The sequence below is a fragment of the Acinetobacter sp. YH1901141 genome, assembly GCF_013416935.1.
In the GTDB taxonomy this organism is placed as follows: domain Bacteria; phylum Pseudomonadota; class Gammaproteobacteria; order Pseudomonadales; family Moraxellaceae; genus Acinetobacter; species Acinetobacter towneri.
This window is the reverse complement of the sequence record NZ_VPEY01000007.1, coordinates 40918-66156: the sequence shown is the minus strand read 5'-3', so window position 1 is coordinate 66156 and position 25239 is coordinate 40918. Positions and strand designations below refer to the sequence as shown.

Sequence of the window (25239 nt, the reverse complement as noted above, 5' to 3'; positions counted from 1 at the left end):
CAAAAATGGGCTTAGAGGATCGCTCCAAGCCCACTGATTTATTCTTTAGAATTAAAGGTCAAGGATGAGTTTAGCTGGTTCTTCTAACAATTCTTTGATTGTTACAAGGAAACCTACAGCTTCTTTACCATCAATTAAACGGTGGTCATAAGAAAGCGCTAAGTACATCATTGGCAAGATTTCTACTTGGCCATTAACCGCCATAGGACGCTCTTGGATTTTGTGCATGCCCAAAATTGCAGTTTGTGGCGTGTTTAGAATTGGTGTAGATAACAATGAACCGAAAGTACCACCGTTAGTAATGGTGAATGTACCGCCAGTCATATCTTCAATACCTAGCTTACCGTCACGTGCTTTATAAGCATAGTCACGAATACCGTTTTCTACTTCAGCGTAGTTCATGCGGTCTGTATCACGTAATACAGGAACCACTAAACCACGGTCAGAAGAAACCGCAACACCGATGTCGTAGTAACCGTGATATACGATGTCTTCGCCATCAATAGAAGCGTTTACTGCTGGGTAACGTTTCAATGCTTCAGTTGCAGCTTTCACGAAGAAAGACATAAAGCCTAAACGTGCACCATGACGTTTTTCAAATGCGTCTTTGTATTGTGCACGCATTTCCATGATTGGCTTCATGTTCACTTCGTTGAATGTTGTCAACATTGCAGTTTCTTGAGTCGCTGCAAGTAAACGCTCTGCAACACGCTTACGTAAACGTGTCATAGGAACACGTTTCTCGATACGCTCACCTACCGCAACGCTTAATGGCGCAGCTGCAGCAGCAGGTTTAGCTTGATGATTTGCAACATCTTCTTTAGTGATACGACCACCACGACCTGTACCAGAAACGTCTGCAGCATTGATACCTGTTTCAGTCAACGCTTTACGTACTGCTGGTGCTTGGTCAGCAACTGGTTGTGCACGCTCAACAACTGGTGCAGCACCTGCTTCAGTTTTCGCCGCAGCTTGCTCTACTTGTGCTTCAGACTGAACTGCTTGAGTTTGAGCAGCGCCAGAAACAGCACCCGCTTCAAATTGAGCAATTACTTCGTCAGAAAGAACTGTATCGCCTTCGTTTTTGATGATTGCAGAGATTGTGCCATCAGCAGGAGCGACTACTTCCAAAACAACTTTATCGGTTTCAATATCACAGATCACCTCATCACGTGAAACTGCTTCACCTGGTTGTTTGTGCCAAGTTGCAATCGTACCGTCTGCAACTGACTCTGGAAATACCGGTGCTTTAATTTCGGTTGCCATTACTTCGAATCTCCTGTTATTCAGCTACGATCGCAAGCGCGTCATTGATGAGCTGAGCTTGTTGTTTTGCATGCAAATATGGTGAACCACACGCTGGTGCTGCAGATGCTTCACGACCCGCATAACTAATGCGAATCTGTTTACCAGTTTTCATTACGTCATCATATAAACGTGGCGCGATGAATAACCAAGCACCTTGGTTCTTCGGCTCTTCTTGAGTCCAAACTAATTCTTTTACGTTTGGATAAGAAGCAAGAACTTCAGCAAGACGTTGTTCTGGATATGGGTACAACTGTTCAATACGAACAATTGCAGTATTGTTCAATTCTAATTCACGACGCTTTTCAAGCAAGTCGTAATACACTTTACCACCACACAATACCAAACGCGTCACGTCTGATTTGTTGATGTTGTCAATTTCATCAATCACAGTCTGGAATGTACCAGTTGCAAGCTCATCAAGGTTAGACACTGCTAACTTGTGACGAAGTAAAGACTTCGGCGACATGATGATCATTGGCTTACGGATTGGACGAATCGCCTGACGACGTAAAGCGTGGAAAATCTGTGCAGGTGTTGTTGGTGTAATCACTTGCATGTTTTCTTCCGCACAAAGCTGTAAGAAACGCTCTAAACGTGCAGATGAGTGCTCAGGACCTTGACCTTCAAAACCGTGTGGAAGAAGCATCGTTAAACCACACACACGCTCCCACTTGGTTTCGCCAGATGAAATGAACTGGTCGATTACCACTTGAGCACAGTTGGCAAAGTCACCGAATTGTGCTTCCCAAATAATCAAGCTCTTTGGAAGGGTCGTCGCATAACCATATTCAAATGCCAATACTGCCATTTCAGACAATAATGAGTCGTAGATTGCAACGCGTGGTTGGTTCTCTTTGATGTGGCAAAGTGGAATATAAGTTTTACCATCGACTTGGTTATGCAGTTTTGCATGACGGTGCGAGAAAGTACCACGACCAACGTCTTCACCAGTCAAACGAACAAGGTAACCCTCATCCAACAAAGATGCGTAAGCTAAAGTTTCAGCTGCACCCCAGTTTAGTGGCATTTCACCTGTTTGCATTTTCAAGCGATCGTCAATCACTTTGGCAACTTGGCGCTGCATCACGAAACCTTCTGGAAGTTTACGCATGGTTTGACCAAGTTCTTTCAAACGCTCGATAGGGAAAGTTGTATCCCAAACGTCTGTATAGTCGTGACCCAAGTATGGCGACCAATCTACAAACATTTTAGTATTTGGCTCAAGTACCAATGCGTTCGCAACGTGATTACCCGCTTCTAAATCTGCGCGGTAATCTTCAATCATTTGATCTGCTGCTGCACGATCCAACACGCCTTCTTGCACCAATTGGTCAGCATACAAAGTACGTGTAGTGGTCTTTTTGTTGATCACTTGATACATCATTGGCTGAGTTGCTGCAGGTTCATCCGCTTCGTTGTGACCACGACGACGGTAGCAGAACAAATCAATCACAACGTCTTTACGGAATGTATGACGGAAATCGTGTGCCAATTGAGATACAAAAATCACCGCTTCAGGATCATCGCCATTCACGTGGAAAATTGGCGCCTGAATCATTTTTGCAATGTCAGTGCAGTATTCAGTAGAACGTGCGTCACGTGGGTCAGATGTTGTGAAACCAACTTGGTTGTTAATCACAATGTGAACTGTACCACCTACGGTATAACCGCGAGTTTGTGACATTTGGAAGGTTTCTTGGTTAACACCTTGACCTGCGAATGCGGCATCACCGTGAACGATTAATGGCAATACATCATCACCACCAATGTCTTTACGACGTACTTGGCGCGCACGTACAGAACCTTCAACCACAGGTCCAACAATTTCTAAGTGCGATGGGTTAAACGCAAGTGCCAAGTGCACTTCACCACCCGGAGTCATCACGTTAGATGAGAAACCTTGGTGATATTTTACGTCGCCAGAACCTTTTTTATGCAAGCTCTTACCTTCGAACTCACCAAATAGGTCTGCAGGGTTTTTACCCATGATGTTCACAAGCAGGTTCAAACGACCACGGTGTGGCATGCCAATCACGACTTCTTTACAGCCAACAGCACCCGCACGTTGAATGATTTCATTCACCATCGGGATAAATGATTCACCGCCTTCTACACCAAAGCGTTTCGCACCAACGTATTTATTACCTAGATATTTTTCTAGACCCTCAGCTGCTGTTAAGCGTTCAAGAACGTGTTTCTTTTGATCTGCAGTAAATGTGAACTTACCACGTGCGCTTTCTAAGCGTTGTTGAATCCAGCGTCTTTCTTTGGTATCAACAATGTGCATGTATTCTGCACCAATTGAACCGCAGTAGATCGCCTGCATGGCATCAACCATTTCGCCTAGTGTTGCTTCAGACTTACCAATTTCCAAATTACCTGTATGGAAAACAGTATCTAAATCAGACTTGGTTAAACCATGTGCAGCAAGATCAAGATCTGGCACGTCTTCACGTTTTGCCAAACCTAGTGGATCTAATTTTGCTTTTTGGTGACCACGGTTACGGTAAGCAGCAATCAGTTGCAACACGCCAATTTGACGTTGTTCATGTTCAGAACTCACTGAACCTTGAACAATGGCTTGAACGCGATTTGAATTACGACCTAATAAAAGGAATTGCTCACGTACATTACTGTGTGGTTGATCACCCTTCGGGAATTTATCGAAATATTCGCGCCAATCAGCACCGACTGATTCCGGTGACGTCAAATAATGCTCGTAAAGTTCTTCAATATACGCTGCACTATCAGCGGAAAGTTCAGTGTCAAGACGCAGTGCGTCAGCAACTTCTTGCATTTGTGGACCCATTTCCTATTGCAAAAACATTTTCCAGGATGCTTTTTAAGCAAAACCCATGATTGATAATGTCAAATTGGTAACATGACATTAGTCCCCAGTTGACATATGTCATGAGGCGTTATCACTACATTAGGAAAACCCAATGTCATTTATGAATCATAACGCCCTCATTGGCATCATCACTCATTTATATACTCGACCCAAGCCGAGCAATTTTTTGCAAAATCGTTTTAGAAAAAATAAGTGCTCAGTCTTAGCTTTTCTAATACGACTTTTCTGCAATAGTCCTGATTTAATAACACATCATTTGCACTTAAAATGTTGATAAAATGTACAAAAATTCAACATTTTTCAGATATAGTCATTTGTTAATCGTAACATGATCTCAGAAATGCAATTGATTTTTTTGACACATACCTCCTATAAATTGGCGAAATACACTGATTCTATTTTCATCTAACATATGGTGCTTTATTTAAAAAACAGATGCAATTTAGACCAAAGTCCAACACCGCTATTTCAGATAAAATAAAAGAGAGCACATCTCTCAATCTGCCCTCTCACTTACACGTTACATGATAACATCTAAAAATAAATATTGCAGCTAAACTTGGCATTTGCCCATGCTTTACAACAAAATAGCAGCACTGAATTACAATTGTGTGCAACTTTAGTCGGCTAAATGCTGTTTTTGTCTATTTATCCAACAGTTATACCTAAAAAATATCAAATACTCACTTTTTAATCACTTCTTTGCATGCAACATTTTTCATTTATGTACTCATCAAAAACAAGCAACTTATCACACGACTTTTATCGTAATTTTGGCACAAAAAAAAGCACACCTAGGTGTGCTTTTTTCAACTGATCACGCAGTCTATTAGCCAGCCATATCTAAAAGCATGTTACGGATGTGACCGATTGCTTTAGTTGGGTTCAAGCCTTTAGGACATACAGATACACAGTTCATAATACCTTTACAACGGAACAAAGAGAATGGATCGTCAAGACGAGCCAAACGCTCTTGAGTTGCAGTATCACGCGAATCGATAATGAAACGATATGCATTCAACAACGCTGAAGGACCCAAGAACTTGTCTGGGTTCCACCAGAATGATGGGCATGAAGTTGAACAACATGCACAAAGAATACATTCATACAAACCATCAAGATGCTCACGCTCTTCTTGAGATTGTAAACGCTCTTTTGGTGGCGCAGGTTGGTTGTTGATCAAGAACGGATGAATCTTGTTGTACTGATCGTAGAACTGATTCATGTCTACAACCAAGTCTTTAATTACAGGAAGACCTGGAAGCGGACGAATTGTGATCACTTCTGGTAAATCGTTTAGGTTCCAAAGGCACGCTAAACCGTTTTTACCATTGATGTTTACACCATCAGAACCACAAATACCTTCACGACATGAACGACGGAATGTCAAAGATTCGTCTTGTACTTTCAATTCAAGAAGTGCATCAAGCAACATACGGTGCTTATCAGTCAATTCAAGCTTAAAAGTTTGCATGTACGGTGCTTTATCCTTATCAGGATCGTAGCGGTAGATATTAAATGTACGAGTACCTCTACTCATCTTACTTCTCCCAATTAGAATGTACGTGGTTTAGGTGGAATAGCAGCTACAGTAAGCGGCTTGTAACGTACTGGTTTGTACTCAAGACGGTTATCTGTAGAGAACCATAAAGTATGCTTCATCCACTCATCATCACGACGACCATAAGAATAAGTTGGGTGATCTGGTGGTAACTCAAAGTCTACAACCGTATGCGCACCACGACATTCTTTACGTGCAGCAGCTGAGATTAGTGTCGCTTTAGCAACTTCATACAAGTTTTCAACTTCTAATGCTTCTACACGCGCAGTGTTGAATACTTTAGATTTGTCTTTCAAATGAATGTTGCGAACACGTGGCTCAAGCGCAAGAATTTGTTTCACACCTTCATCAAGCAATGCTGAAGTACGGAATACACCTGCGTGGTCTTGAACGATGTTACGAATTGCATCAGCAACTTCTTGAGCGTTTTCACCTGAAGTCGATTCGTCAAGTTTACGAATACGGTTCACAGTGTTTTCAAGTACAGTTGTTGGAAGTGGTTCGTACTCACCATCGTGTTGCTTAGTCACATACTCAATGATGTGTTGACCCGCAGCTTTACCAAATACAACCAAGTCAAGCAATGAGTTTGTACCTAAACGGTTTGCACCGTGTACAGATACACATGAACACTCACCAATTGCATAGAAACCTTTTACTGGTTTAGCAAAGTCACGGTCACCCGCGTTGGTTGTATATGTATCAGTTTCTGCGTTGTAGTTCGCAACCAACTCTTGAGTTTCACGGCTTTCTGGAACAACCACTTGACCATGAATATTGGTTGGAATACCACCCATTTGGTAATGGATTGTAGGAACAACAGGAATTGGCTCTTTAGTACAGTCAACGTTCGCGAATTTCTTACCAATCTCAAATACAGATGGAAGACGCTTCATGATTGTGTCTGCACCTAAGTGCGTCATATCAAGCAAGATGTAGTCTTTGTTTGGACCACAACCACGACCTTCTTTAATTTCTTGGTCCATAGAACGTGATACGAAGTCACGTGGCGCCAAGTCTTTCAAAGTTGGTGCATAACGCTCCATGAACGGCTCGCCTGAATCGTTACGAAGGATACCCCCCTCACCACGACAGCCTTCCGTTAACAATACGCCCGCGCCCGCAACACCTGTTGGGTGGAACTGCCAGAATTCCATATCTTGTAATGGAATACCTGCACGCGCAGCCATACCAAGACCGTCACCAGTATTGATATATGCGTTTGTAGATGCACGGTACACACGACCTGCACCACCTGTAGCAAACAATGTCGCTTTCGCTTGGAATACTGCAATTTTACCTGTTTCTTGGTCAATTGCAGTCACACCTAGTACATCGCCAGCTTCGTTACGGATCAAATCAAGAGCAATCCATTCTACGAAGAATTGAGTACCCATTTTCACGTTGCTTTGATAAAGCGTGTGAAGAAGTGCGTGACCTGTACGGTCAGCTGCAGCACATGCACGTGGAACCGCTTTTTCACCGTAGTTTGCAGAGTGACCACCGAATGGACGTTGGTAAATTGTACCGTCTGCGTTACGGTCAAATGGCATACCCAAGTGTTCTAATTCATAAACCACTTGTGGCGCTTCACGCGTCATGAATTCAATCGCGTCTTGGTCGCCCAACCAGTCAGAACCTTTTACTGTGTCGTAAAAGTGGTAGTGCCAGTTATCTTCTTGCATGTTACCAAGAGATGCACCAATACCACCCTGCGCTGCAACAGTGTGTGAACGTGTAGGGAATACTTTGGTCAATACCGCAACTTTCAAACCTGCTTGAGCAAGTTGGTAAGATGCACGCATACCTGAACCACCACCACCAACGATGACTGCGTCAAAGAATTGGTGTGGAATATTTGTATAATCTTCTTTAGGGTTAATCGCGCCCATGATATTTTCCTATCAATTCGCCCAGAAAATCTGGATTGCCCAGATTGCGTATGCAAAAACAGCAATAATCACTGCTGAAGTCAGCACTAGGCGTAAACCTGAAGCTGAAGGACCCATTTGACGAGTAGTCACATAGTCAGTGAATACTTGCCACATACCGATCCAAGCATGTGCAACAAGAGATAAGACTGCCAATAAAGACATAATCTTCATTGGTAATGTCATCATAAAGCCGTACCACTGTTCAAAGTTGAATCCACCGTTAAGAAGAATCCAACCAAATACCACAACGGTATAAACAGCAAGAACAACAGCACTAATACGTTGGATAAACCAATCGCGAGAACCTGAACCCGTTAAACCTGTAGCACTTTTCATTAGATTACAATCCATACAAATGCTGCAACGATACCGATAGCAGACAAGATCAATGAAATAGTAGCTGCAATGCGACCACTTTGCAGTTCTTCTGCAAAACCAAGGTCAGCAAGTAAGTGCTTAACACCAGCAATGAAGTGATAGATTAAGCCGGCTACAAATACCCATACGATAAAGCGCACAAAGAAACCGTTAAAAATTTCTTGAACTTGAGCAAAACCTTCAGGTGAAGACAAAGACTTGTCTAACAACCATAAAAGTACCGGTACGAGTAAAAATACGATGACACCAGAAAGACGGTGTAGAATTGATGCAATAGCCACGGGCGATTTTAAGTTTACTTCTAAAACTTGACCCATGGACAAATTGACAGGTCTGTTGCTTTTCACAGCGGGCATCCTGTAAGTAAAAACTCCATCCGGAGTTTGTTGGAATAAATTCGAAGGAAAGCTGGCATTGTCAGGCAAATTCATGCCTAACCTTAAAACGACACTGAATTATAAAACGTCAACTGTTAAAATACAAACAACTCTACTCGGCTTTTTGGCTAAAAATCCTTTAAATAAGAATCATTAACAATTATAAAAGCAAACCACTCGCCATCAATAACCACACAAGCAAACATAAATCCATGTTTTTTAAATAAATTATTAAAGTAAAAACTCTTGATGACACAATCAGTGGCTTTAGAATATTTAGACTAAAGATAAATTTGTACTTTGTTTTTCAGATGTTCTTCGGGTTTTCACATACTTATATATAAGTAGCAGCACTATATATGTGTGTACTCCACTGTTTGCAGCAATTTACAACCACAACACAAGACTCTTAGATCCAGACAGCCCATCACTTTGCTTTGGTCAAGGTACACCTGATCATGGATTAAACTTTAATGTCGGCACATACCTCAATCTATTTATACAACTTATATTTACTTTAAACACCACACCTAAATAAATATTAAAAATGATAATCATCATGCGAATGAATGACTTATCCAGTATTTTTTGTATCTGTATGGATAAATAACCGCGCTTTATTCACAAAGATTTCATCATTTCCCACTCAAAATATGATGGATCATGGCTATTTTCAGGAGTTTAATCAGTCATTTTTTGATCAATCAATATCGAATTTAAATACCAGACTTACTGCCTATTACAAACAATCTGACCACCCTACCATGTATGTAAAAACGTGTAAGTTATGAGAATTAGATAAATTTAAGTATTGGACTGAATCCTGCTAAAGAAATAGCACATCAAAACTAGTATTTAAAATTGCTTACAATTAATCCGTATTGATGATTTTTTTCTGCACATCCGACAAATTTTGACTTATGATACGGCGGCTGTGCTGTGATTTTATTGATTTTTTACTGGAATTTTTTCGACTTTTTCTATAAACAGTCGTCTGCTTAATCCATAAGTATAATTGACAAAATTTCAGTACTCTCTAATCTTAGAGCTAATTTTTAATCCGTCTGACTTGCGCATTAAAAGATTGATACTTCGAGTCAGATCAACATTCACCAGGACAGGAGATCTATTGAATGTCTGAAGCAACTGGCAAAAAAGCCGTATTACAGCTTGATGGAAAAGAAATTGAATTACCAATTTACAGCGGCACATTAGGCCCAGATGTAATTGACGTTAAGGATGTGTTGGCGGCAGGTCACTTTACTTTTGATCCTGGTTTTATGGCAACAGCGTCTTGCGAGTCTAAAATTACGTTCATTGATGGTAACAAAGGTATTCTTTTACACCGTGGTTACCCAATTGACCAATTAGCGACTAAAGCTGACTACTTAGAAACTTGCTACTTATTATTAAATGGCGAGCTTCCAACTGCAGAACAAAAAGCTGATTTTGACGCTAAAGTTCGTAACCACACTATGGTTCACGACCAAGTAAAACGTTTCTATAACGGTTTCCGTCGTGACGCTCACCCTATGGCAATCATGGTAGGTGTTGTTGGTGCGTTATCTGCGTTCTATCACAACAACTTAGACATCGAAGATGTTAACCACCGTGAAATCACAGCGATTCGTTTAATCGCGAAGATTCCTACTTTAGCGGCTTGGAGCTACAAGTACACTGTTGGTCAACCATTTGTTTACCCACGTAACGACTTAAGCTACGCAGAAAACTTCTTGTACATGATGTTTGCTACTCCAGCAGACCGTGATTACAAAGTAAACCCTGTTCACGCTCGCGCAATGGATCGTATCTTCACGCTTCACGCTGACCACGAACAAAACGCGTCTACTTCAACTGTACGTTTAGCTGGTTCTACTGGCGCTAACCCATACGCATGTATCTCTGCAGGTATTTCTGCACTTTGGGGTCCTGCTCACGGTGGTGCGAACGAAGCTGTTCTTAAGATGCTTGATGAAATCGGCTCTGTAGAACACGTTGCTGAGTTCATGGAAAAAGTGAAGACTAAAGAAGTTAAACTTATGGGCTTTGGTCACCGCGTTTATAAAAACCATGACCCACGTGCAACTGTAATGAAGCAAACTTGTGACGAAGTACTTAACGACTTAGGTATCAACGATCCACAACTCGCTCTTGCAATGGAACTTGAGCGTATTGCGTTATCTGATGAATACTTCATCAAGCGTAACTTATACCCTAACGTAGACTTCTACTCAGGTATCATCCTTAAAGCGATTGGTATCCCAACAGAAATGTTTACTGTAATTTTCGCACTTGCACGTACAGTTGGTTGGATCAGCCACTGGTTAGAAATGCACAGCGGTCCTTACAAAATCGGTCGTCCTCGTCAGCTTTACACTGGCCACACTCAACGCGACATCAACCGTTAATTCGGTCTGCGTTGTAGCGTGTAAAACGACACGACAAAAAAACCACCTTCGGGTGGTTTTTTTATTGCTTTTATTTAGCTCACCAAACTCATTTCTGTTTGGTTTGTCCTAAACCACAACCAAAACGTAAAATAAAATTTAGATTATTGCGGATTTAGGCTATATTTTTGATGTCTGCCACTTACGACTCATTTCCATGCTACAACTGCATTTATTCATTCTCAGCTTATTGATGCGACTGCTCAAACTAGATCAGTTTAGATGTCGAAGCCTAACTGCAATGGAAATACAGTTGTGCCAATCTGTGTTTGGCAATCTGATTGACTACAGCCAAGTCAAAGTCATGAACCATCCTTATTTGCCTTGGCAGCCACAGCACATTTTTATGGCCCCCTGTCGCTATATTCATATGCGTAATCGGCATTATCTAGCCGACTACAGCCAAGCACACCGTGGCTATCAAGCGATCTTTATTCATGAGATGGCGCACATTTTACAGCATCAACATCACATCAATGTCTTACTGCGTGGTGCGGTATTGCAAACCGCGTATTTTTTGAGTTTTAAGCGTTACAATCCATATCATTATCGCTTAATTGAAGCGAAACCTTTTTTTGCTTACAACATTGAGCAACAAGGTGAAATTGCCAAAGATATTTTTCTTAAAAAAATAGACAATATTATTTTAAACAGCCCGCACCGCTCGACTTAGCTCACTCATCTTGGTACATGCTTATTTCACGAAAAACACATGCATCATACAACCTAAAAATATAATGCTTTTCAAATAAATAGCATAAAAATTCTGTCACATTTCAATGATATTCTTGCAGACAAGACAATAAAGTGTATTCGATGCTAGCATCTATTCTAAATTAAGATAAAATAGCAAAAGTCTCCATTTTTGCACTGCAAAATAAGATCTTTATCTGTTAGGTAATAAATGGTTTTTATTTGTGCCTTTCGGCAGTCGTTTAATCCACAATACACTACGCTGAAATTTTTATAACAATAATCATCAGCCACTTACGTGTATTCTACACCTATAGGAATAGGACTTAATTTAAATGAAATCTTTTAAAATTGCCCTTGCACAGTTCTCTCCACACATTGGCAATCTCGAAGCAAACGCGCAAAAAATGCTTGAACAAGCAAATGAAGCGAAAAAACAACATGCAGATTTGATTATTTTTCCTGAACTTTCAATTTTGGGCTACCCTGCAGAAGATTTATTACTGCGCCCAAGCTTGAATCAACGCACACAACAAGCATTTGAACAATTACGTGAAATTAAAGATATTGTTTTAGTTTTCGGCTTTGTCAATGAAACTGAAGATGGTCAGCGCTTTAACTCGGCTGCCGTCATGAAAGATGGCAACATCTTAGGTATTTACAACAAGCAAAATTTACCAAATTATGCTGTATTTGATGAAAAACGCTATTTTGATGAAGGTCATCAACACTTAGTTTTTGAATACCTTGGTCATAAATTTGGCGTTTTGATTTGCGAAGATTTATGGTCTTTGCCAACCGTGCAGCAATTGGCACAGTTGAATGTAGAAACTGCATTGGTCTTGAACGCATCGCCTTATGAAGTGGGTAAACCGCAGCATCGTGTACAGACCATGACCGAACTGGCAAAACAATTACATCTCAATGTGGTGTATGTAAACCAAGTTGGCGGTCAAGATGATTTAATCTTCGATGGTACGAGCTTTGTGATTAACCAAGCAGGCAATGTTGCATTACAAGCCCCAACCTACCAAGAAGGTTTATTCTACGCAGAATATGACGCTGCACAGAAGCACTTTAAAACTGCCGAAATTAGCCCAGCTTTAGACACCCTTGCAGAAATCTATCAAGGTTTAGTATTAGCAACCCGTGACTATGTGCAACGCTCTGGCTTTCCAGGTGTAATTCTAGGCTTGTCGGGTGGAATTGATTCAGCACTTACCCTTGCCATTGCGGTTGATGCAATTGGTGCAGACAAGGTACAAGCGGTAATGATGCCGTACACTTATACTGCGCAAATTAGTGTGGAAGATGCTGCAGAACAAGCCAAAACTTTAGGCGTGACTTTTGGTATTGCTGAAATTCACCCGATCGTAAATAGCTTTATGCAAACGCTGTATCCTTTCTTTGGTAACAGCCCTAGCGACACCACAGAAGAAAATTTACAAGCTCGTGCACGCGGCACAATCTTAATGGGTCTATCGAATAAGTTTGGTAACCTCGTGCTTTCTACAGGTAACAAATCTGAGTTAGCAGTTGGTTACTGCACGCTTTATGGCGATATGGTCGGTGGTTATGCGGTACTCAAAGATGTGTACAAAACCATTGTGTTTGAATTGGCAAAATACCGTAACAGCATCGCTGATACTCCTGTGATTCCTGAACGTGTGATTACCCGCCCACCTTCAGCAGAATTACGTCCAGACCAAAAAGACCAAGATTCTTTACCACCATACGAAGTGCTCGATGCGATTTTGTATGCGTATATTGAAGAAGATCAGAGCCAAGAAGACATCATTAGCAAAGGCTTTGAACGCGCGATGGTCGAGAAAGTCATTCAATTGGTTGATCGCAACGAGTACAAGCGTCGCCAAGGTGCATTAGGACCACGTATTAGTTCACGCGCTTTTGGTCGTGAACGTCGCTATCCGCTCGTCAATGGTTGGAAAGCAGGGATTTAACGCTAAAGCATTGCTTAAACAAAGATATAAAAAACCAAGCTACGGCTTGGTTTTTTTGTACCTGCCATTAAACCAATGCTGCAAAAAGTAGCCTAAAATTTTGACATAAAAAAAGACCAAGCTGAGAGCTTAGTCTATAAAAATGGTGGCTATGACGGGACTTGAACCTGTGACCCCCGCATTATGAGTGCGGTGCTCTAACCAACTGAGCTACATAGCCATAAACTGTGTGCGCATTATCTAAACTTAGCCCTGCATCGTCAAGTATTTTAATTTACAAACGCTCACAGTTTAAGCAAAAACAGTGCAATTTGTTTAATTTTAATCAAATTACTATTTTCTTACGGAGATTCTTAAATATTTGCAGCAAAATCTATATCAAGTCACACAGAAAAAAGAGAATAAATTCAACCATGATCTTGAAGTCTATAATACTGAGTAGCCTTGTTGTTGGCTTAAGTTCCTGCGCTTTGGTTTCACCTATTTTTGTAGATTACAACGGTGTACGGCGTGATGTTGCGCAATTTATTAATTCTAAAATGAGTTATAGCATCGCAGACCGACGTGTCTTGGTTGCTTATGCCAAAGGGCAGCAAAAGATTTTAACGGCACATCAACTCAATGCTGCAGCGCAGCAACAACTGGCTTATGAGCGTGCTGTAGGGCGTTATTGTGCATCACAACACATTTCGCTAAAAAAATTAAATCAGGTCGATGCCAAAATTTTTGCTCACTCTGATCAACAAGCCAATTGGCAACAGATTCAAAACCAACAAATGCAGATTCAACTAGATACAGCTCAAATAGATTGCACAAATAAATTTTAAACAAAAAAAGACCACGTTAGTGAACGTGGTCTGAAAAATGGTGGCTATGACGGGACTTGAACCTGTGACCCCCGCATTATGAGTGCGGTGCTCTAACCAACTGAGCTACATAGCCAAAAACTGTGCGCGCATTATCTGCTGTAATCTAGGCAACGTCAAGCCTTATCACGCATCAATTGCTTAAAATTTGGTGAAGTGAACCGATAAGCCGGGTTCTGTCGAGAACGATCATTCCTCTAGGCGTACAATCACTCATACGCTCAAGCGACCTACCCGAATCCAGTACGGGCCGTACCTCAGGATTCCTATTTGGTCTTGCTTCTGGTGGGGTTTACCATGCCATGAACTGTTACCAGCCATGCGGTGCGCTCTTACCGCACCCTTTCACCCTTACCTTCAATTTCTTCCGAAAAAGAAACCATACGAAGGCGGTCTACTCTCTGCTGCACTTTCCGTCGGCTCACGCCGCCCAGGCGTTACCTGGCACCCTGCCCTATGAAGCCCGGACTTTCCTCCCCTGTTTCAGTCACGGAGACCTCCACAGCAGCGATCGTCTGGTTCACTTCGAAGGCGCATTTTAGCAAAATTATAAGTTAATTGCTTGCGCTTTTTTGAGCAATCAGTTTTTTATATTTTTCCAGCAATTGTTCCTGTGTTTCTACATGCTCTGGATCGAGCGGAATACAATCGACTGGGCAAAATAACTGACACTGCGGCTGCTCGTGATGTCCTACACATTCAGTACATAATGCTGGATTAATCTCATAAATCAGCTCACCCATATAAATTGCCTCATTTGGGCATACAGGTTCACAGACATCACAGTTAATACATTCATCGGTAATATATAAAGACACGCTACCAACCTTGTCGTAATTTACGCTCAAAGGCTTCGACCACAACAGGTGCAACAAATTTAGTCACATCACCTTTTAAGCGTGCAATTTCACGAACTAATGTAGAAGAAATAAATGAATATTGCTCTGAAGGAGTCAGAAATACCGCTTCATATTTCGCATCTAATTGACGGTTCATATTTGCCAACTGAAATTCGTATTCAAAATCTGAAACAGCACGCAAACCACGCAAAACTGCAGTCGCATTTTGCTCACGGAAAAAATTAACCAATAAACCATCAAATCCGACAAATTCAACATTAGGCAAATGCTTTAAAGATGCCTGTGCCAATTCCACACGTTCTTCCAAAGTAAAAATTGGATTTTTATGATGTCCAATGGCAATTGCGACCACGACTTCATCAAACATTTTTGCAGCACGTGTCACCAAGTCAATATGACCATTAGTAATCGGGTCAAAGGTGCCCGGATAAATTACGCGAGTTTTAGACATCCATTATGCTCTAGTTGGTTTTGTCAAAGTTAGTTTAACAAATACAAAAAATTTTAGTGAACTAAAGTCTACCAAATTATGAAATATCAAAGCAGTTTAGCCAACAGTTGTGATGATTTTGATTTGTCAGCAAGCCTTGGTTTGAGGCACAATAGTCATAAGTTTGGAAGTAATTGAATATGGCGAAGCTAACTGTAGTTAAAAAAAATACGGGCGGAACAATTGCACAGAATAAACGTGCACGCCACGATTATTTTATTGAAGAAAAATTTGAAGCAGGACTTTCTTTGCAAGGTTGGGAAGTCAAATCTTTGCGCGCAGGACGTATGACTATTACCGAAAGTTATATCCTGTTTCGTGACAATGAAGCCTTTTTATTTGGTGCACAAATTCAACCACTCTTGTCGGCTTCAACGCATGTAGTGCCTGAAGCGACCCGTACCCGCAAACTCTTACTTTCACGACGTGAAATTGAAAAGTTGATGGGTGCAGTCAATCAAAAAGGTTATTCTTGCGTACCTTTAGCATGTTATTGGAAAGGCCCTTTAGCGAAGCTTGAAATTGCTTTGGTGAAAGGTAAACAATTGCACGATAAACGCGCTTCTGAAAAAGACCGCGATTGGCAGCGTGATAAAGCACGTTTGATGCACAAATAATTTTGCACATTCCGCCCATAAAAAATGCTCGATGTTGATCTCGAGCATTTTTTATGGAAGTTTTAAAACTAAAAATGCTTAGTCTTTAAGTTTTAATTCCACCAAATATTTACCAAATTTGACTGCAGTTTCCAAATCACCTTCGGGTGGCGTAACTTCAACACTGGCATTATCAGACTGCGTCATTAAACCCAAAAAGCTCGACATGCGGTTAATATCGTGTGGACTACGCCCTGTCGGCATAAACGGTAAACCTGACCACAACATGCCATGCTGCATCGCAAATAAATTAATTTGTTGCAGCACCGCCAGTTTATCGCCACTTAAACCACCGCCATTGGTAAAACCTGCCGCCAGTTTGCCCTGCCAAGTTCTGGCCAACCAACGCTTAGACGATTGCTCCATAAACTGTTTTAAAGCCGAAGTAATGCTGCCCATATAAGTTGGACAGCCCATAATGATAATATCGGCTTGATCTAGGCTATCCCATTCAATTTCAGCCACATCCATCAAAGTCACCTGAGCATCCATTTGCGCAGCACCTTGTGCAATATGCTGTGCCACCTTAGCAGTATGACCATAAGGACTGTGATAAACCACCGCCACACGAATAGCAGCGCAAGAAGATGTTGAATGAGTCACTGACATGAGAATGTTTAAAACCAAATAATTAAGTCAAGTTTAACACTAAGCCTGCATAAACACGAATGTTGCCATACGTCCTGTACGTGCTTGACGGCGGTAAGAATAGTAATCATCGGCTTGTTGATACGAGCACTGATCACCGCCCAAGACCGTTGTAACACCATGCTGCTGCAAAATAAAACGCGCGATCGCATACAAGTCAGCAAGATATTTACCTTGCTGCTGCCCTGCAATAAAAGCCGTGTCTAATTCAGGATATTTATCGCAAAATGCCTGTTTCACCTCAGCCCCAACTTCAAAACACGGCTGACTAATAGCCGCACCCAACCACGCCCATGTTGGAGCACTTTGCATTTCGACGATGGTGTTTTCGATAATACCGTTGGCAAGACCACGCCAGCCTGCATGCAGATTCGCAACCTCAGTGCCTTCGGCATTGCCCAAAACCACAGGTAAACAGTCTGCGGTCATCATCATTAAAGCATGCGCTTTACGCTGAGTGACCAAACCATCGCCTTCTAAAGCTTCACAAGTGATTTGCTCATTAATGGTCTGACACAACACGCTATGTGTTTGCGTCATCCACGTCATTTTATCGACCCCATATTCAGCAAACTCTGCCAGTAAACTCATACGATGCTGCTGCACACGCCATGCATCATCCTGCACATGCAGCGCCAGATTAAAACCAGATACATCGGCACAGTCTGTCGCTAAAGCTTGCACATGTTGTATGCGGGTTTGCCCAACATACACACCTGCAGGTAATCCTTGAACAAATTGCATAAATCTATCCTTAGTCGTTTTCTGGCATTGCCGTATCTGAGTTGATCTTGTTAATGCTGTCTATGCAACAATTAATAGGCAGCATTTTCACTGCGTAACACGTCTACCAATTGTTTAAAGTCTTCAGGCCACGGCGCTTCAAACATCATTTCTTCTTGAGTACGTGGATGCACCAAACCGAGTTTGACGGCATGTAAGGCCTGACGTTTAAAGTTACGCAAGGTATCGTTTAATAATGCCGATGCGCCTGCTGGCACACGTACACGTGGCGTATAAACAGGATCGCCAACCAAACCATAACCAATATAACTTAGATGCACACGAATTTGATGAGTACGTCCAGTTTCCAAACGCGCCTGAACACGAGTGAAATGCTGAAAGCGTTCTTTAACATTGTAATGTGTGACGGCGTCTTTGCCGCCCGGCAAAACAGCCATTTTCACTCGATCTACAGGATGGCGTTTAATCGGCTCATCGACAGTGCCTCCCGCAATCATGTTGCCGTACACCACCAAGTCGTATAAACGATAAACTGACTTTTTCGCCAGTTGCTTGGTCAAGGCAAACTGTGCTTCCAGATTTTTGGCAACCACCAGCAAACCCGAAGTATCTTTATCAATACGATGCACCAAACCTGCACGAGTTAACTCTGCCGATTTTGGATAATGATGCAGCAAGGCATTTACCAGAGTTCCAGAGCTATTTCCCGCCCCCGGATGCACCACCATGCCCACAGGTTTATTAATCACCATGATGTCATCATCTTCATAAATAATATCCAGTGGAATATCTTCAGGCAGGCTGCGGGTTTGCGCTTCAAGCTCGACTTCTAGGGTAAGAAGCTCATCACCTTCACACTTATATTTAGGTTTGACCGTGTTACCATTTACCAACAAATGACCGTCTTTGAGCCACTGTTTTAGCTTTTCACGTGAAAATTCACTCCAAATGATGGCTGCAACTTGGTCGATGCGTAGTCCTAAGTGGCTGTCATCCAATTGAAATTGCAACGATAAACGTGTTGCAGTTGAGTCTGAAGTATGGTTATCTGCATCCTCAGCATCTTCAAGTAAATTGAACTCAGTTTCAGGTAAATTGGAATGGGTAGATTGTGCTTGACTCATTTGCTCATTCAGACAAAAGTGGTTTAATAGCGCAATTGTAGCTCATTGCCCGTATTAACAGAGGAATTTTTATGTCGCTACCACGTTATAAAATAACAATGCTTGCTCTTTCACTCGGCGTTGCGTCTGCAATTGTGGGCTGTAGCAGCAATCCAAAAAAAGAAGTGGTCGATACTGGTCCGCAATCTAGCGAACAGGTTTATATTGAAAAAGCAGAAAAAGCACTGGATCGTGGTCAATACACCGATGCCGTTAAGCATCTTGAAGCTTTAGAAACCTATTATCCAACGGGTGATTATGCGCAGCAAGCGCAGCTTGAATTGTTGTATGCAAAATTCCAGCAAAAAGATTATGAAGGCGCAATTGCTGTTGCAGATCGTTTTATCCGCATGAACCCGCAGCATCCTAAAGCCGATTATGCCTACTATGTACGTGGTGTGGCGAATATGGAACAAAACTATGATGGTTTGTTGCGTTATACCTCGCTCAAGCAATCACACCGTGATGTTAGCTATTTAAAACTGGCCTATCAAAACTTTGTCGATTTTATCCGTCGCTATCCATCAAGCACTTATGCGGTAGATGCTGCACAGCGCATGCAGTTTATTGGTCAGGAACTGGCGGAAGCCGAAATGAATGCGGCACGTTATAACATTAAACGTAAAGCATGGGTGGCTGCAGTAGAGCGTTCATTGTGGGTAGTTGAGCATTATCCGCAAACTCCGCAAATTCCAGAAGCGTTGGCAACGGTGGCTTATGGTTATGGCAAACTGGGCGATCAAGCCACAGCTCAGCAATATATTGATGTGTTGAAACTGAACTATCCAAATTTGGTTAAAGCAGATGGTAGCGTGAATTTACGTGCTGCCCGTCATGACGCAAGCTGGATTAACCGTGCAACTTTGGGTATTTTCGGACGTGAAGCGCAAAGCAGCACTGAAACACAACAGTCAGATACTAAAGCACAAGCAGAGCCATCACGCAGCCTCACCAACCGTTTGAGTTTTGGCTTGCTCGATCGTCCAAAATCTCAAAACGACAGCACTGAATAAAACCATTCCGACTGATTTTTCAGTTTTGAAAAATGCAAAGGGCAAGTTATGATACTTGCCCTTTGTTCTTTTATGGGCTTGTTTCCTGTCCTAGAAAAAGATACAAAAGAGAATACTCATTGAGTCAATCAGCACAGTCTGATGTATTCAACCTGTTCGGCGAACCTTTCACTACCAAGAGATAACAGACAAAACCGTATGGCCATTCCACAGCACACGATTGATCAAATTTTAGATCGCACTGATATTGTCGATCTGATTAGTCAGCGCGTGAAATTAAAAAAAACTGGTCGTACCTATTCGGGCTGCTGCCCGTTCCATCAGGAAAAAACCCCGTCTTTTCACGTTTACCGTGACAAGCAGTATTATCATTGCTTTGGCTGTCAGGCAAATGGTAACGCCATCCGTTTTTTAATGGATATTGATAACCGCAATTTTGTAGATGTCATGAAAGACTTGGCCAGTCAAACAGGCATCGAACTCCCAAAAGATCAGCACGACAATAAAAAACTCTCTTATAAACGTGAAGCCAAAAAGCCAACATCGATAGCTCAACCCAAGCCAACAGCAAAAGACCAGAATGAAACTTCTGCAGTTCAAACCACATCAAGCGAACATGCTTTTGATGCTACAGGCATCGACTTTGATCCTTTTACCGAGTTTCAAAGTACTGAATACGCAAACTCGGAATTTCAAAACAATGCCGACCCGTTTGCAGGTTTTGAGCAATGGGACACCATGCAGGACACACCTGCACAAGAAGGCAACTTATACGACTTGCTAGAAAATATAGCGCAATATTATGAGCAGCAATTGCCGCACAGCCCTGCCGCGCAACAGTATTTTCAAAAACGTGGTTTAACCGCACAAACCTTGCAGTTTTGGCGCTTGGGTTACGCACCCGAAGATTGGCAGCATTTAGAAAAAGCCTTTCCGCAAGACATTGCAGGTTTAAAACTGCTAGGCTTAATTCGTACCAGTGACAAGGGACGTGACTTCGATTTATTACGTGATCGGGTGATTTTTCCAATCCGTGACAGCAAAGGACGTGTGGTCGGCTTTGGTGGTCGCGCACTTAATGATGAAATCAAACCCAAATACATCAACTCGCCCGATTCGGAAGTGTTTCATAAAAACCAATTGCTCTATGGTTTATATGAAGGACGCAAACAAAAAGCCCAAGATTATTTAATGGTCGAAGGCTATATGGATGTGATTGCCTTGCAGCAATACGGCATTCATGGTGCTGTAGCGACACTCGGTACAGCCAGTAATACCGATCATTTAAACATTCTATTCCGCCAAAACAACCGCATTACCATCGCGTTTGATGGCGATGCCGCAGGTCAAAAAGCCGCACGTCGTACACTGGAAATTGCACTGCCTTTGCTCAATGATGGACGTGAACTGAAGTTCTTTGTTTTACCCAATGAGCACGACCCTGACTCACTTATTCGTCGTGAAGGCATCGAAAATTTCCGACGTTTATTAGATCAAGCACCTTTGCTATCAGATTTTGTCTTTGCGCATCTCACCCAAAACCATAATATCAGTACCCCTGAAGGCAAAAGTCAGGTCATGGGTGAACTGCGGCAGTTGACCGAACTTTTGCCCAAAACGGGTTCTTATCGCTATTTGCTGCAACAGTTTTTCCGTGAAAAGTTAGGCTTTAACCGTAAATGGCAGGCACAGACCAATAACGATGCATCTTTGAGTTTTAGCACCAAAGTCGATGCCGAAGAATATGTGATTGCGATTCTAATCAATCACCCGTATTTGTATATTCACTTTGAACCGTTACGTGCGCTGATTCCAAATGATCATCTGCTACACCAAATCTTAAATATTTTAAATACTATTTTTGATGATCTACCCGATGATCCTGAACAAGCCAAATATTATATTTTGGGTGCATGCTCAGCGTATCACTATGAATTACAGCGCATTTTACAACAAGCCAATGTCAGTGATTACACGACTTCTCCTGAACACGTCGATAAATTGGCGCAGGATTTTTCGACCAAATTGCAATACGACTGTTTACAGCAAAAAATTCGCTCCAAAAAATTCAGCAGTATTGAAGAAATGAAGCGATTGAAACATCAAATTTATGAAATTGATAAAAAAAGATCGCTGACCTTGTTAGAGGAATAAGCGATCTGATTAGATTAAGTTTGTATCATCAAAAATCTTTTTTGTGAATCACGTTAATCTTGCTTATTTGCGACGATGTTTGGCAGTCGCTGCTAAATTTTCCTGCATAAACTCAAAACATTCAGGCTCATCACCTTTGGCTGCTTCACGCAATAAAATAGAAGTTGGATGCAGCAGTTTTTGGGTTAAACGATAGGAAAATTCCTGCAGAACCTGTGCAGCATCTTCACCTTTGGCAATACGCGCCATCGCCAAATTTAATTCTTCCTGACGCAAGCTTTCGCCATGTTCACGGTAAGCATGAATGGTCGCACCTGCTTGCTGAACTTTTTGATGGGTCACCAACTCAGTCACAAGCTGATTGACCATTAGCTCTGCTTCCACAGCCGCCTGACGACGCTGCGCCAAGTTTTCATCAATCACGCTTTGCAGGTCATCGACCCCGTACAAATACACGCCATCCAAGTTTTCAATTTTAGGATCAATATCACGTGGTACGGCCAAATCGACCAACAACATTTGCTGATAGCGACGTTTCTTTAACGCTGCTTTTACTTCAGGATAAGCAATCACCTGATGCAAACTACCCGTACAGCTTGAAATTACATCAGCGCGGTGTAAATTGGCCGCTAACTGATCAAATTCAATAATTTCAACTTCAACCCGATGCGCAATTTCTTGTGCCAAAGCTTCGGCACGAGCGCGGGTACGGTTACAAATTAAAATTTTAGCGACGCCCATCTCGGCCAAATGCTTCGCCACAAGGCTATTCATTTCGCCTGCAGCCACCACCATCACTGTTAGTTTTTCAGGATGGCTAAATACTTGTAACGCCAGTTGCGCTACCGCATAACCCATAGACACGGCATGGCTGCCTACGGCAGTTTCTGAACGTACCCGTTTGGCAGCATAAAACGCATATTCAAAAATTCGGTTGAGTTGTTGCGAAACCGTATGTGAGTCTTTGGCTAAAGACAGCGCAGTTTTGACCTGACCTAAAATTTGCGGCTCACCCAACATGAGTGAATCTAGCCCACTGGCTACGCGCATTAAATGCGACACCGCCTGTGCATTTTCATAACGATAAACATGACGACTCAATTGCTTCGCATCAATACCATTGACGTGTGCAAGCCAATCCAACACCTGTTCTGGATGTTCAGACATGGCGTAGACTTCGGTACGGTTGCAGGTAGACACCACCACCAAATCATTCAGTTCGGGATGTTGGCTTTGCTCAGCAAGTAAGGCACTTAACTTTTCTGGGTTAAATGCAATTTGCTCGCGCAACTCTACAGAGGCGGTTTGATGGTTGACACCCAATGCAAAGAAAGACATATCAGATCATCATTTCGCTAAATTTATGCTATTGTGCAATAACGGTGTCATAAAAAGCATTACTTGGATCAAGAAAAATTGCGTCAAACAAATAGCCGACCATACGGCGCGACAATTAAGCAATATTCTACCACATTCTTACTGGTCGGTAGCATGGCTTCAGTTGCTCATCTTAGAGCATCTGAAGAAATTTATCATGCAAATTCAAATTATAATGCGGTAAAACAAACCATGGTGGCAGAATTTGCCTTGGCTTATGGCGATATTCCAACTGCATTACACAACTACACGGTCTTGGCAATTAAGAACAATTCGACTTCCATTAAACAACGCGCCCTGAATATTGCCATTGAACAAAATGACCTACGTGCCGCATTAGATATTGCAACACATTGGGTGGTACAAGAACCATCCGATGTCCCTGCACTGTTTTATTTGGCGCACATTGCACTCAAAGCGCATGAATATGACTTGGCTGCAGAAACCTTAGATAAAATTCTAAATATTGATGCCACGGCTGACTTAGAACAAATTTTGGCGGGAATTTCCCCTGAATCTGTAGAAGACCGTGAATTTCTGATTCAAGCCCTGCGCACCAGCAAAGCCAAAGACAATCCATCTATTTTGGTATTGATTGCAGGTTTAAAAGCGCAAAATGGACAATATCAAGCCGCGCTCGACACCATTAACAGAGCGTTGCGCAAACGCCCGAAAGTCACTGGCTATATTTTAATGAAAGCCAATTTGTTGAGCGTACTTGGCAATGAAGAAGAAACGGCAGCTTGGTATGCAAAATCCAGCCGTAAACACAAAAATAATTTTGAAGTCCGTTTAGCCGAAGCCAAATATTTGGTCAAAAAAAATGAAGCAACTTTGGCGCTAACAAAGCTAGAAGCTATTTTAAAAAAATGGCCTACGGAAGATGAAGCCTTATTTATTGCAGGTTTGACCAGTATTGACTTGAAACAATACGAAAAAGCCGAAAAATATTTAGTAGAGTTGCGCTATTCAGCCCAATATCAAAACGAAGCCTATTTCTATTTGGCAGTCAATGCCGAGCGTAAACAGCACTTTGAAACAGCCAAAGCCTATTATCGTTTGGTCGATGGTAGCCTTTATACGGTTTCACGTCGCAACATGATCAGTATTTTTGCCCAGCAAGATAAACTGAACGATGCCCTGCGCTTTTTAACGCAGGAACGGGTCAACTATCCGCAGCACGCCAGTTTTTTATATCAGGCACAGGCCGATATTTTAAAACGCATGGACAATAAAAAAGCAGCACTGCGTTTGTTAGATGAAGCCATCAAAAACCTGCCCGATGATCCTGACCTGATCTATTCAGAAGTCTTACTATTGGATGCACATCAGGAAAAAGACAAACTGGATCAACTGCTCACCAAGTTACTGGAAATTGAGCCGAACAGCCCAACCTATTTAAATGCCTACGCCTATACTCTTGCACTGCAAAATCGTCGTTTGGATGAAGCGCGTCGCTATGTAGAGCAAGCACTTGAGTTTGCACCTGAACAAGCCTCTATTTTAGATACTTTAGGTTATGTCAGCTATTTGCAAAATGACTACACTGCTTCGGCACAGGCTTTGGAAAAAGCCTACGCGCTGAGTCATAGTGCCGCGATTGGCTCACGTTATGCAAAATCGTTGTATATGCAAGGAGATATTCAAAAATTCAGCCAAGTGTTACAACAATTACAACAAAATCATCCGAATGATCCGCAATTGCAACAATTAAATTCGCTATTGTTAGCGCAGCCCGTTAAAAAGAGTTAAGTGATT

General features: G+C 42.0%; 20 protein-coding genes, 2 tRNA genes and 1 other RNA gene. 8 read left to right on the top strand and 15 right to left on the bottom strand.

The window, feature by feature from the left end; all coding sequences use genetic code 11:
- Positions 1-51: 51 nt before the first annotated feature.
- The 6 genes from odhB to sdhC form a co-directional block, all read right to left on the bottom strand.
- Positions 52-1266, bottom strand: coding sequence for a 2-oxoglutarate dehydrogenase complex dihydrolipoyllysine-residue succinyltransferase (gene odhB, locus FTV52_RS05895; protein ID WP_004972191.1), 1215 nt, complete (start codon positions 1264-1266; stop codon positions 52-54).
- 16 nt (positions 1267-1282) lie between these two features.
- Complete coding sequence (locus tag FTV52_RS05890) at positions 1283-4105, bottom strand: 2-oxoglutarate dehydrogenase E1 component (protein WP_179990217.1); 2823 nt, start codon at positions 4103-4105, stop codon at positions 1283-1285.
- 883 nt (positions 4106-4988) lie between these two features.
- On the bottom strand, positions 4989-5699 hold the full coding sequence (locus FTV52_RS05885; RefSeq protein WP_004972196.1) for a succinate dehydrogenase iron-sulfur subunit: 711 nt from the start codon (positions 5697-5699) through the stop codon (positions 4989-4991).
- A 14-nt stretch (positions 5700-5713) separates the two neighbouring features.
- The gene (locus FTV52_RS05880) at positions 5714-7612 is read right to left on the bottom strand and encodes an FAD-binding protein (protein ID WP_004972199.1); all 1899 of its coding nucleotides are present in this window, start codon (positions 7610-7612) and stop codon (positions 5714-5716) included.
- Between the two features lie 12 nt (positions 7613-7624).
- A complete protein-coding gene (sdhD, locus tag FTV52_RS05875; RefSeq protein WP_004972200.1) occupies positions 7625-7990 on the bottom strand; it encodes a succinate dehydrogenase, hydrophobic membrane anchor protein in 366 nt (121 codons plus the stop codon).
- Positions 7990-8388: a succinate dehydrogenase, cytochrome b556 subunit gene (sdhC, locus tag FTV52_RS05870; RefSeq protein WP_026438062.1), complete on the bottom strand. Its 399-nt coding sequence runs from the start codon at positions 8386-8388 to the stop codon at positions 7990-7992. The genes sdhD and sdhC overlap by 1 nt, the downstream gene beginning before the upstream one ends.
- A gap of 1154 nt (positions 8389-9542) precedes the next feature.
- Here sdhC and gltA point away from each other — a divergent pair.
- The 3 genes from gltA (at position 9543) to FTV52_RS05855 (ending at position 13510) form a co-directional block, all read left to right on the top strand.
- Positions 9543-10817, top strand: coding sequence for a citrate synthase (gene gltA, locus FTV52_RS05865; RefSeq protein ID WP_004972202.1), 1275 nt, complete (start codon positions 9543-9545; stop codon positions 10815-10817).
- Positions 10818-11013: 196 nt separating this feature from the next.
- A complete protein-coding gene (locus FTV52_RS05860) occupies positions 11014-11529 on the top strand; it encodes a hypothetical protein (protein ID WP_373683412.1) in 516 nt (171 codons plus the stop codon).
- Between the two features lie 355 nt (positions 11530-11884).
- Positions 11885-13510 (top strand): NAD+ synthase, encoded by a 1626-nt coding sequence (locus tag FTV52_RS05855; protein WP_004972204.1) that lies wholly within the window; start codon positions 11885-11887, stop codon positions 13508-13510.
- Positions 13511-13653: 143 nt separating this feature from the next.
- Here the strand turns inward: FTV52_RS05855 and FTV52_RS05850 are convergent.
- Positions 13654-13730 (bottom strand) — tRNA-Met (locus FTV52_RS05850).
- A gap of 193 nt (positions 13731-13923) precedes the next feature.
- On the opposite strand from FTV52_RS05850, the gene FTV52_RS05845 reads away from it, so the two are divergent.
- On the top strand, positions 13924-14337 hold the full coding sequence (locus tag FTV52_RS05845; RefSeq protein WP_179990215.1) for a hypothetical protein: 414 nt from the start codon (positions 13924-13926) through the stop codon (positions 14335-14337).
- 38 nt (positions 14338-14375) lie between these two features.
- Here the strand turns inward: FTV52_RS05845 and FTV52_RS05840 are convergent.
- The 4 genes from FTV52_RS05840 to coaD all read right to left on the bottom strand — a co-directional run bounded on the left by FTV52_RS05840 (position 14376) and on the right by coaD (position 15687).
- A tRNA-Met gene (locus FTV52_RS05840) sits at positions 14376-14452 on the bottom strand.
- A gap of 73 nt (positions 14453-14525) precedes the next feature.
- An RNA gene (gene rnpB, locus FTV52_RS05835) (RNase P RNA component class A) lies at positions 14526-14903 on the bottom strand.
- A 27-nt stretch (positions 14904-14930) separates the two neighbouring features.
- Entirely contained in the window at positions 14931-15194 is a 264-nt protein-coding gene (locus FTV52_RS05830) for a YfhL family 4Fe-4S dicluster ferredoxin (protein ID WP_004972206.1), read from the bottom strand.
- Position 15195: 1 nt separating this feature from the next.
- Positions 15196-15687, bottom strand: coding sequence for a pantetheine-phosphate adenylyltransferase (coaD, locus tag FTV52_RS05825; protein WP_004972207.1), 492 nt, complete (start codon positions 15685-15687; stop codon positions 15196-15198).
- A gap of 179 nt (positions 15688-15866) precedes the next feature.
- Here coaD and smpB point away from each other — a divergent pair, with 179 nt between their 5' ends.
- Positions 15867-16343 (top strand): SsrA-binding protein SmpB, encoded by a 477-nt coding sequence (gene smpB, locus FTV52_RS05820; protein ID WP_004972209.1) that lies wholly within the window; start codon positions 15867-15869, stop codon positions 16341-16343.
- A 78-nt stretch (positions 16344-16421) separates the two neighbouring features.
- Here smpB and FTV52_RS05815 read toward each other — a convergent pair whose 3' ends face one another.
- From FTV52_RS05815 to rluD, 3 genes are all read right to left on the bottom strand, one after another.
- Positions 16422-16991 (bottom strand): flavodoxin family protein, encoded by a 570-nt coding sequence (locus tag FTV52_RS05815; RefSeq protein WP_004972210.1) that lies wholly within the window; start codon positions 16989-16991, stop codon positions 16422-16424.
- Positions 16992-17030: 39 nt separating this feature from the next.
- Complete coding sequence (gene pgeF, locus FTV52_RS05810; RefSeq protein WP_167845845.1) at positions 17031-17774, bottom strand: peptidoglycan editing factor PgeF; 744 nt, start codon at positions 17772-17774, stop codon at positions 17031-17033.
- A 71-nt stretch (positions 17775-17845) separates the two neighbouring features.
- Complete coding sequence (gene rluD, locus FTV52_RS05805) at positions 17846-18898, bottom strand: 23S rRNA pseudouridine(1911/1915/1917) synthase RluD (RefSeq protein ID WP_004972212.1); 1053 nt, start codon at positions 18896-18898, stop codon at positions 17846-17848.
- A gap of 71 nt (positions 18899-18969) precedes the next feature.
- Between rluD and FTV52_RS05800 the strand changes: the two genes are divergently transcribed.
- Positions 18970-19950 carry an outer membrane protein assembly factor BamD gene (locus FTV52_RS05800; protein ID WP_154320974.1) on the top strand — a complete coding sequence of 327 codons (981 nt, stop codon included), beginning with the start codon at positions 18970-18972 and terminating at the stop codon, positions 19948-19950.
- A 198-nt stretch (positions 19951-20148) separates the two neighbouring features.
- Positions 20149-22104 (top strand): DNA primase, encoded by a 1956-nt coding sequence (locus FTV52_RS05795; RefSeq protein WP_179990213.1) that lies wholly within the window; start codon positions 20149-20151, stop codon positions 22102-22104.
- A gap of 63 nt (positions 22105-22167) precedes the next feature.
- On the opposite strand, the gene hemA is transcribed toward FTV52_RS05795, so the two are convergent.
- On the bottom strand, positions 22168-23442 hold the full coding sequence (hemA, locus tag FTV52_RS05790; RefSeq protein WP_131260679.1) for a glutamyl-tRNA reductase: 1275 nt from the start codon (positions 23440-23442) through the stop codon (positions 22168-22170).
- 78 nt (positions 23443-23520) lie between these two features.
- Between hemA and FTV52_RS05785 the strand changes: the two genes are divergently transcribed.
- Positions 23521-25233: a tetratricopeptide repeat protein gene (locus tag FTV52_RS05785; protein ID WP_179989237.1), complete on the top strand. Its 1713-nt coding sequence runs from the start codon at positions 23521-23523 to the stop codon at positions 25231-25233.
- Positions 25234-25239: the final 6 nt, after the last annotated feature.

Bases quoted from the DNA above. Each gene is read 5' to 3' on its own strand.
- rluD (WP_004972212.1), bottom strand. From the start codon at position 18,898: ATGAGTCAAGCACAATCTACCCATTCCAATTTACCTGAAACTGAGTTC.
- smpB (WP_004972209.1), top strand. From the start codon at position 15,867: ATGGCGAAGCTAACTGTAGTTAAAAAAAATACGGGCGGAACAATTGCA.
- FTV52_RS05885 (WP_004972196.1), bottom strand. From the start codon at position 5,699: ATGAGTAGAGGTACTCGTACATTTAATATCTACCGCTACGATCCTGAT.
- FTV52_RS05845 (WP_179990215.1), top strand. From the start codon at position 13,924: ATGATCTTGAAGTCTATAATACTGAGTAGCCTTGTTGTTGGCTTAAGT.
- FTV52_RS05855 (WP_004972204.1), top strand. From the start codon at position 11,885: ATGAAATCTTTTAAAATTGCCCTTGCACAGTTCTCTCCACACATTGGC.
- odhB (WP_004972191.1), bottom strand. From the start codon at position 1,266: ATGGCAACCGAAATTAAAGCACCGGTATTTCCAGAGTCAGTTGCAGAC.
- FTV52_RS05880 (WP_004972199.1), bottom strand. From the start codon at position 7,612: ATGGGCGCGATTAACCCTAAAGAAGATTATACAAATATTCCACACCAA.
- FTV52_RS05795 (WP_179990213.1), top strand. From the start codon at position 20,149: ATGGCCATTCCACAGCACACGATTGATCAAATTTTAGATCGCACTGAT.
- sdhC (WP_026438062.1), bottom strand. From the start codon at position 8,388: ATGCCCGCTGTGAAAAGCAACAGACCTGTCAATTTGTCCATGGGTCAA.
- gltA (WP_004972202.1), top strand. From the start codon at position 9,543: ATGTCTGAAGCAACTGGCAAAAAAGCCGTATTACAGCTTGATGGAAAA.
- FTV52_RS05815 (WP_004972210.1), bottom strand. From the start codon at position 16,991: ATGTCAGTGACTCATTCAACATCTTCTTGCGCTGCTATTCGTGTGGCG.
- coaD (WP_004972207.1), bottom strand. From the start codon at position 15,687: ATGTCTAAAACTCGCGTAATTTATCCGGGCACCTTTGACCCGATTACT.
- sdhD (WP_004972200.1), bottom strand. From the start codon at position 7,990: ATGAAAAGTGCTACAGGTTTAACGGGTTCAGGTTCTCGCGATTGGTTT.
- FTV52_RS05800 (WP_154320974.1), top strand. From the start codon at position 18,970: ATGTCGCTACCACGTTATAAAATAACAATGCTTGCTCTTTCACTCGGC.
- FTV52_RS05860 (WP_373683412.1), top strand. From the start codon at position 11,014: ATGCTACAACTGCATTTATTCATTCTCAGCTTATTGATGCGACTGCTC.
- FTV52_RS05890 (WP_179990217.1), bottom strand. From the start codon at position 4,105: ATGCAAGAAGTTGCTGACGCACTGCGTCTTGACACTGAACTTTCCGCT.
- hemA (WP_131260679.1), bottom strand. From the start codon at position 23,442: ATGTCTTTCTTTGCATTGGGTGTCAACCATCAAACCGCCTCTGTAGAG.
- pgeF (WP_167845845.1), bottom strand. From the start codon at position 17,774: ATGCAATTTGTTCAAGGATTACCTGCAGGTGTGTATGTTGGGCAAACC.